The organism is Bacillus sp. 522_BSPC, assembly GCF_001076885.1.
GTDB lineage: Bacteria > Bacillota > Bacilli > Bacillales > Cytobacillaceae > Niallia > Niallia hominis.
This window is the reverse complement of record NZ_JVDT01000139.1, coordinates 99-8,992: the sequence shown is the minus strand read 5'-3', so window position 1 is coordinate 8,992 and position 8,894 is coordinate 99. Positions and strand designations below refer to the sequence as shown.

Annotated in this window: 8 protein-coding genes; 1 reads left to right on the top strand and 7 read right to left on the bottom strand. The window is 35.7% G+C overall.

Going from position 1 to position 8,894, the window contains the following annotated elements:
- Positions 1-163 precede the first annotated feature (163 nt).
- Positions 164-1,525 (top strand): IS4 family transposase, encoded by a 1,362-nt coding sequence (locus tag ADJ83_RS11070; RefSeq protein WP_048717268.1) that lies wholly within the window; start codon positions 164-166, stop codon positions 1,523-1,525.
- Here the strand turns inward: ADJ83_RS11070 and ADJ83_RS11065 are convergent.
- The 7 genes from ADJ83_RS11065 to ADJ83_RS11035 all read right to left on the bottom strand — a co-directional run bounded on the left by ADJ83_RS11065 (position 1,488) and on the right by ADJ83_RS11035 (position 8,276).
- On the bottom strand, positions 1,488-3,038 hold the full coding sequence (locus tag ADJ83_RS11065; RefSeq protein WP_048717775.1) for a response regulator: 1,551 nt from the start codon (positions 3,036-3,038) through the stop codon (positions 1,488-1,490). The genes ADJ83_RS11070 and ADJ83_RS11065 overlap by 38 nt on opposite strands.
- Positions 3,035-4,474: a sensor histidine kinase gene (locus tag ADJ83_RS11060; protein WP_048717772.1), complete on the bottom strand. Its 1,440-nt coding sequence runs from the start codon at positions 4,472-4,474 to the stop codon at positions 3,035-3,037. The genes ADJ83_RS11065 and ADJ83_RS11060 overlap by 4 nt, the downstream gene beginning before the upstream one ends.
- Entirely contained in the window at positions 4,467-5,474 is a 1,008-nt protein-coding gene (locus tag ADJ83_RS11055; protein WP_031535814.1) for a sugar-binding protein, read from the bottom strand. The genes ADJ83_RS11060 and ADJ83_RS11055 overlap by 8 nt, the downstream gene beginning before the upstream one ends.
- Positions 5,475-5,669: 195 nt before the next feature.
- Positions 5,670-5,918 (bottom strand): hypothetical protein, encoded by a 249-nt coding sequence (locus ADJ83_RS11050; protein ID WP_031535817.1) that lies wholly within the window; start codon positions 5,916-5,918, stop codon positions 5,670-5,672.
- A 161-nt stretch (positions 5,919-6,079) separates the two neighbouring features.
- Positions 6,080-6,646, bottom strand: coding sequence for an NADPH-dependent FMN reductase (locus tag ADJ83_RS11045; protein ID WP_031535820.1), 567 nt, complete (start codon positions 6,644-6,646; stop codon positions 6,080-6,082).
- Positions 6,647-6,651: 5 nt separating this feature from the next.
- The gene (locus ADJ83_RS11040) at positions 6,652-7,716 is read right to left on the bottom strand and encodes an LLM class flavin-dependent oxidoreductase (protein ID WP_048717777.1); all 1,065 of its coding nucleotides are present in this window, start codon (positions 7,714-7,716) and stop codon (positions 6,652-6,654) included.
- A 17-nt stretch (positions 7,717-7,733) separates the two neighbouring features.
- Positions 7,734-8,276: a YwhD family protein gene (locus ADJ83_RS11035; RefSeq protein WP_031535824.1), complete on the bottom strand. Its 543-nt coding sequence runs from the start codon at positions 8,274-8,276 to the stop codon at positions 7,734-7,736.
- Between the last annotated feature and the right edge of the window lie 618 nt (positions 8,277-8,894).

Sequence of the window (8,894 nt, the reverse complement as noted above, 5' to 3'; positions counted from 1 at the left end):
AACTTTCGCACCAAAAAAATAAGTGCAAATCGTTAGTTGTATTGCGTCTATGGTCTATTAAATATGTTGCTTGACAGTGTTTAATAAAATGAAATAACACCTCATTCTTTGGTATAGTGTAATTGTAGAGAAAACACTACCATACAGAAGAGGTGCTCCCTATATGATAGACCAAAATAGCCAAAACAATCAACTACCAAAAGAACTTAATTCGGTTTTTTCTGAGCTTGAAATGAATAAACACCTGCGCCAAGCAGGAATTAAAAAATCCTTCGGTTTCAGCTGTTCCTACTTATTTCAGCTTGTTTTCTGTTTGATTTTCCAGCACAAAAATTGGTTTTCACTTCTTGATTCAAAGAAAGCCGATCAGTTTCCAGCCAAAGATGCCGTCTATCGCTTTTTAAACCAATCAACTTTTAATTGGCGCCGTTTCTTACTACTGTTGAGCATTTTTACTATTCAAAAGGTGACTCGCCTTACGAATAAAGAGCGTCCAAAAGTACTGATTATCGATGATTCTGCGTATGACCGAAATCGTAGTAAAAAGGTAGAGCTTCTCGCTCGTTGTTTTGATCATGCTTCCCTGAAAATGCGTTTCTTTAAGGGGTTTCGTATGCTCACTTTGGGCTGGTCAGATGGCTATACATTTATGCCAATTGACTTTTCTTTAGTCAGTTCAAAAAAGTCTCAAATCAATGGTATCTCTGAAAAAATTGATAAACGTACTTGTGGATACAAGCGTCGAGAAAATGCATTACAAACTGAGCCTGAACAAGTTCCTGACATGATTAAACGTGCATTAGCCAATGGGATAGATGCAAGTTATGTCCTTATGGATTCTTGGTTTACATTGCCACCACTTGTAAAGTCTATTGTGGATCAAGGATTAGACGTAATTGGTATGGTCAAAGAAACAAAACAACGTTATAACGTAAACGGGGAGATGGTTTCTTTAAAGCAACTATACCGCCTAGCTGGACCCATTCAATCCAAGAAAGGAATTCTTCGTTCCATCCATACGATCATGGCTAATGGAACACCAATTAAAGTGGTATTCATTCAAAACAGAAATAAGAAAAGCGACTGGCTTGCCATCCTCAGCACAGACTGCACTCTTTCAGAACAGGAGATCGTCCGAATCTATGGAATGCGCTGGGATATCGAGGTATTCTTTAAGGCGGCCAAATCTCTTTTGAAACTTGAAAAAGAATTCCAAAGCCGTTCATATGACGCGCTTATTTGCCATACAACGATTGTGTTTTCTCGTTTTATCGTTCTGTCGTGGCAGAATCGCTGTAATACCGATCAACGCACAATAGGTGGTCTGTTTTACGAATTATGCGATGAAGTAAATGAACTTGATTGGGCTGTCGCATTACAGCAATTGATCGAGCTTCTTCAAGATGCACTTAAACAAACGAATAAGAAAATCAAAAAAATAATTCAAAGTCAACTTGAACAGTGGATCGCTGGCCTTCCTAATTATATCAAGGCTTATTTGCCGATATCACTCTGCGAAAGTTGAGTACTCTACTAAAATAGTTGGGATCTTTATAACCTATGTTTAACGCAATTTCCTTCAATGGCACATTGGGATCTAATAAATGCTCTTTCGCCTTTTCTAAACGTGTTTTCGTTAAATAGTCAATAAATGTTACCTGGAATCGTTCTTTAAATAATTTACTTAAATAATAGGAGCTTATTCCAATATGATCGGCGACTTCTTCAAGCGAAATAGCTTTATAAAAATTTTTATCCATATAGTCTTTTGCTTGCAACAATAATGCGCGTATCCCATTTGATCGCCACTCTCCAAGATGCTTTATAACGAGCAATAAGTGTGCTTTCGCTGCCTCTTTTATTTGCATGGAGTTATCAAATTTTCCTAAACTCGTTTCAATTTCTTCTTCAAACCCTAGCTCCTTCATTGAACGAATTAAGATGATAAAGAAATTCTCGATTGCTTTATGAATCATGCTTAGTTGAAAATCAGATGCCTGCTGAATAGTTTGAAAATAGGTTTCGAACATTTGCAATCCTTTTTGAACTTCCCCTTTCTTAACCGCATCCAGTAATTCTTTTTCCACCTCAAAAGGAATTAGCTCTTTTCGTTTTTGTTTCACTCGATTATTATAAGTCATATAGGCTGCACTTGGATGGCTATGCACGAGCTCTAATGCATAGATTGCCTCTTTATAGGAATCAGAAAACTGTTGCACATTTGAGACAAGCGTCCCCACACCTGCATATATATGGCACTGTTCAAGTTGATTCTGCACAACATGAATTATCTTTGGTGCAAAGTCATCTCTTATTTCACCATTTGGTTTCTCATTTTGATTAATTAATGTTAATATCGGAACTTGGAACCCCGTTAATGGCCCAACCAAACATTGTAGGTTTTGTTCCTGTAACGCTTGTTTTAGTATTCGATACCACCGGCTTTTCACTTCTCTACTTGGATGCTGGTTCTCTGATGCAAAGGAAAAAACGGCGACAAAGCCTTGCTTCTGTTCAAGATCTAGCCATTCATCCCACTCTTCTTGGTTAAATTCATATACATAGTCCATAATAAAAGATACAATAAATTCCATTTCAATAACCGAGCTTACTCTCTCCAGGCGATGATTCATTTCCTGCTTTTTCATGACCTCTTGCTTTTCCTGTTCAATCTCTTCGGCCATTCCGTCAAAAGCCTCTAAAACTTCCGAAACCTTACTCGGCTTAAGTAAATATTCTTTAATACCAAATTTCATTGCTTCCCGTGCATAATCAAATGTATCAAAAGCAGAAACCATTACATACTTAATAGTTGGATGGGAGGCATGTATCTGTCTTATCGCTTCAATCCCATCAAATTCTGGCATCTTAATATCCATAAATACTAAATCTGGCTTTTGGGAAATAGCAAGCTCAACTGCTTCTTTCCCATTTTCCGCTTCTGCAATGACTTCAAAATTAGAGCGATTTCGGCTAAGCATGAGCTTCAGTCCTTCTCTTTCAATCGGTTCATCGTCTACTAGCATTATTTTTATCACGAATAAGCCCCCTTCCTATCTTTATTCAAGCTAATGATCACTGATGTACCTTCGCCCAGAGTTGAACGAATCTTTACCTGACTATTTTTATCGAATAATTTAATCCTTTTAATCACATTACTCATCCCTATTCCAGTAGAATGGCCAGAGCCTTTATTCGTTGTAGATTTTTCTCTATCCTCCCTCAAGTCCATTAATTGGTCGATTGTCTCCTGAGCCATCCCTACTCCATTGTCCGTTACTTCTATCCATATTTTTTGATTTTTTTCATAGATTGATACAGTAATAATAGCCCCTTTTGCCATACTTTCAATTCCATGTATAAATGCATTTTCTATTATTGGCTGCAAGGTAAGACATGGAATCGGTATCGATAAACAAGCTGGGTCGATCTCTTCCTTAAATTCCACTCTTTGGCCAAAACGTGTTTTTTGGATAAAAAAGTATTCCCTCACAATTACCACTTCATCCTTTAATATCGTTTGGCGATCCAGACTGCCAATATTATAACGAAGTAAAGTTGAAACGGAAGAGATTAATTCACATGTTCGCTCTGCCCCTTCAATATAAGCGGTTTTCGAAATAGTATTCAGTGTATTAAAAAGGAAATGAGGATTAATTTGATTTTGCAGACTCTTTAATTCCATCTCCTTCAGTAATTGAGCTAACTTTGCTTTTTCTTCCATTTGACTAACCGACTCTAAAATGTTTTTTTTCATTTCATTAAAAGTTTTCGTTAGAAACCAAAGCTCATCCTTTTGAGATACAACAATATCTGCACGATCGTATCTCCCTGCTGAAATTTCCTCTGCTTCTCTTGTCAGACGGCCAATGGTTCTCGTTATTCCATTAGAAAACCATAATGCAAATAAAATACTCAATAGAATAATAGAAAATAGAATTGTAGTTCCCATATTTTTCGTGTGAACAATTTTTTTATCTAAGAGATACGAAACTTCTTGATATTCTGTTAGCTTTACATCAATTAAATCAAGTGCTTTCTCATGAATATAGCTCGATGTCTTTTCTACTTCCTTTAAGGAACTAGAATATTGTTGGATATCTTGGTTTTCCATTCCCTTTACTGTTTTCTCCGTTTGCTCTCGGAAATTGTCCATCATATTTACTAGGTTCTTCTTAGGAATTCCTTCTTTTTCAATCGCAATGAACTGTTGCTGTAGCTCATTAAACTTATTTTTTTCAACATCGTATAAATCTAAATTTTCCTCCAATGGTTCATGAACATAAATTTGCAGTGATTGATATGTCTGATTCGTTTCCTTTGTGATTTCATTTAACAAGAAAAAATATTCCATATTTTCATCATATAACTTCTTTACTTGTTGATTGCTATGTTCTCGAATCCAAAATAAAAGCAACAGCAAAAGTAAAATGACACCAAAATAAATCAGTAGCTTCGAACGAATTTTAATCATGAACATTCACCTTTTTCTCTACCACTGCTTCTATATCTTTTTTATAAATGATTGCTGCATCCGTATGATTTACAACCGAGATAGACTTCTGGTTTAGGAGATTTAACATTATTTCAATACTTTTCTCTCCCATTACAAAAGGTTGCTGGGCCACAATGGCATTTATATCCCCTTTATTTAACAACTCTATATTCTCATCTAATGTATCAAATGAGATAACATACAAGTCATCTTGCTTATTTAATGATCTTGCTGCAGCAACTATACCGATTCCATCTAATGAACTTGTTCCATAAAATGCAGTAATGTCCTCATGTTCTTTCAGCATCTTGTAAGCCTTCTCTTCTGCTTGTACTCTTGTTAGATTTGATTCATCTATCGCAATAACCTTCATTCCATCTTCCTTAGCTATTGCATCTTTAAATCCTTGTACTCTTAATTGATGCTGATTATAGGCATTATCCACCCCACCGGTAATGATGCCAATTGTTGCTTTTCCCCCAGTATCGTTTACTAATGCTTGCCCTGCTAGTTGACCAGCTAAATAATTATCTGTCCCAATATAAGCATTGCGTAAGCTTTCTGGTGCATCTGTATCAATCGTAATAACTGGGATTCCTGCCTTAACAGCCTTATTAATCAGTGGTGTAAAATTTTCGTTAAGCGCTTGCACAATAATGCCATCAACTTTAGCTTGGATTGCCATATCTAATAGTTTTAATTGTTCTTCTGGATTCGAACGTTTTGGTCCTTCATATTCAACAAAAACATCATTCTCTAACGCAGCTTTTTTTGCCCCTGCCCCCACTAAACGCCAATAATCATGATCCATTTCCTCTCCAATTAACGCAAAATGGTACTTTGGCAAAGGGGTCTCCTCTGAAATAACTTCTTGCATTTTCTGATCATAAATTTGAGCCTGTCTATAAGAATATAAGGAATATGCAACCGCTATCAGAAAAATGATAATTAAAATGGTATAAAAAAAGATACGTTTCATATGTTCCTCCAAATGACGTAACTAGTGTATTCTTATGTTGATAATAACATATATTTGAAAAAGGTGAACAAAAAATACAAGGAGAGAATTGGAAATAAAAATTTTTATTCTTTGTATGTACATTAAATAATTATTTTTCCTTTTCATCAAAGAAAGCCAGCACGTTAAGATTTGAGTGCTGGCTTTTTAATCCATTTAATTTTCCATCTTGGAAAGAGTTATTTTTATAAACTCTTTTTCATGGTGTTCTAATAGTTCGCGAACATCCATATCATCAATGAAGAAGTCATCAACATATTTCGTGCCTCTATAGTAATGCTGTTTCCCTTCAAAGTAAAAAATATCTGCTGTTCCCTCATACGTATAGGTTCTCTCATCTTCACAAACAATAGAAAGAGAAATCTTTTCCCCATTATAGCCCGTGAAATATTTTGATAAAGGCATATCATTTATTACCAATACATCTGAACCTATATCCCGCTGAATGGTGACAATTCCCTTAAGTTCTTCTATTCTTACTCTTCCTTTTAAAATACTAATTAGACTAAAATGTATAATAATTAACTATTGCATAATAAAGTGAAGTAAATTTCTACCACTTTACTTTAGAAATCGTATTTCGCTTCCTTTTTCTCTCTTATTTCCGAAAAGGTCTCTGTTAATACAATTGTATCTTCCACTAATCGTTCAATGCGGAATAACACATCATCATCTGTAATCTCTTTTCGATAGAAATCCTTTTCCTCAATAAATACATAGGTTTGCACAATTTGTGCTTTCATATAAGCCAAGATTGGTTTTAATTGCTGCTCCACAATTAAATAATGCTTTGCAGAACCTGCTGTAACTACAACACTTACAACTTTATCAAGGAACGCATTTTGAGGCAATAAATCAAAAATGTTTTTTAATGTAGCTGGAATCGATGCTTGGAAAACCGGTGTTCCAATAATAATGGCATCAGCTTCCATTAATGTTTTGGTCACATATCCAGCATCCCCATCATACTCTAAATAATTTCTTCCATCACTAAATGGAATATCATAATCCGCTAAGTCGAGTAACGTTATCTCCACTTCTGGATAATGTTCTGCAATAGTTTTCATTGTGTAATCCATTGCTGTTCTTGTTTTCGATCCGACTTTCGAACCGGATAATCCAACAATCTTCATATTTCTTATGCCTCCGATTTTTTCGTGTATTTTCTAATAGCCGGCAAGATTTCAGTACCAATAATTTCTACATTTTTCATGACTTTTTCAAACGGCATTCCACCAAAGTCAATTTGGGCAATATAACGTTGATGCCCAAACATTTCATGTTGATAAAGAATTTTTTCAATAATTTGTTGTGGGCTTCCGATATTCATAATATTATGCGGATCTACTCCCTGTGCAAAATGTTGTTTTGGAAATCCAGCTCCGTTCGTTTTTTTCATGCCTTCGTTAATATGCGGATACATATCCTTTAATGCTTGTTGAGATGATTCTGCTGCGTAGAAAAATCCTGCTGTTGCTACTGGCAGTTCTACTGGGTTAAATCCACTATTTCGTGCTGCTTCCCTATAGGCATCTACTGTCCGTTTAAATACAGAGGCTGGTCCTCCTAAATGTGCCATAAACATTGGTGCTCCTGCAATTCCTGCTCTAATTGCACTTGCTGGTGTTCCTCCAACTGCTCGCCAAATCGGAATAAAGCTGTTCTTAGGACGTGGTAAAACTTGTGCATTTCTCAACGGCGCACGAAATTCTCCGCTCCAATTCACTACTTCCTCTTCATTAATTTTCATTAATAATTCAAATTTTTCTTCAAATAATTCTTCATAATTACGAAGATCATAGCCTAATAAATCAAATAATCCTACTCTTGATGCACGTCCAGCAATGATTTCAGCTCGGCCTTTTGAAATTAAATCAATTGTAGCAAAATCTTCGTATACTCTAACGGGATCCGATGTACTGATTATCGTAGAGGAGCTAGCGATTTTAATATTTTTCGTTGCTTGTGCAATCGCTGATAACACAACGGAATGTGCTTGTGTAACAAAATATTCTTGATGACTTTCCCCAACACTAAAGAAATCAAGACCCGCTTGATCTGCCAATTTTGCATATTCAATTATTTCATGTACACGTTCTTCTGCAGAAACCCTTTCTCCAGTGATTGGGTTTGGCAAATGATCGCCTAGTGTATATATTCCAAACTCCAAGCCTCTGCTTGGATCTATTCCATATTTTTTCAATTCATTCACCTTTCCTCTTATAGGCTATCTTTCAATTCCTCAGGGGATTTCTCCCAATATTCATTGTTAAAATCAACAAGAAATTTCTTTAAAGCTTGTTTGGATTCATCATCCATGATGTCTAATACAAATTTTCTTTTGATTGCTTTATCAAGACTGTTTACATGCTCTGGCATTGACTTATAGCCAAAAATCCTTCTGCTTCCTTCTTTCGTTTTCGTTGCAACTAAAATTTCGCAAGCACCTGCACCAGAATAGTGAACCCCTTTCTGGTTTCTGTCCAACGCAATCCAAATGACCCAATATTTATGTGGATCTAGCTCTTCCACTTCTTCTTTCGTCACATTCTTAAAAAATACCTTTTGCTCTACTTTGCTTCTACCATGCAAAGCACCCATATCTATAAATACTTCTTGTGTTTCTCTATCGATAATAATTGGTGTCACATTCTCTAAAGAAATAGAGCCTACTCCGTACCCACCATCTCCCTTGGTAGGGTCATTTCGTAAAATATTAAATTGAGCGTTTGGCTTGGATGATCCTTCTTTTTTGTTATCCATATTTTTCACTATTTTCCTCCTTCCAGTATTATTGCTTCCTTACCCTTCACTTATATTCTCGTGTTGAACGAGAAATGCTAAGAATTGCCAATACAAAAATATGTACGGACTTCTACTTAACAAGTCTCTTTCCTTCATCTATAAATTCTCGATACTTTTGTGTAATTCAAGACGTTTTTTTTTCAGGATATACGCCTTTATAAATGACTTGTCTTGATTGTAATATTAAGGGTTATAATGATTAATGGCAATTATTCAGCTTACTAGGAAATGTTCTTATGTACTTACAAAGAAGTTTAAGTCCATTGTATATTTTGTCTATCTATTAGGAAGGCTATGTATGATTCTCGTGGATAGTAAATACTGGGTGTTGGGTGTTGGGAAGTTTCATTTGGAATTTGATAATTTGCTGCTTTTTTGGCTTTTACTTGTTTTTATGAAAACCACTTTTCTTCTCTCCTCTGGGATTTTTGGTTTTCATTCGCTTGATGAAAACTTTTCCCCGATATCTCAGAGTTTTGGTTCTCTTTGTCTTGGGCACAGTGAACGCTTCTCTGTTACCTTTTCCTGCTTCTTCTCTTGCTTTCGGGCTCAGAGAACGCTTCTCTGTTACCTTTT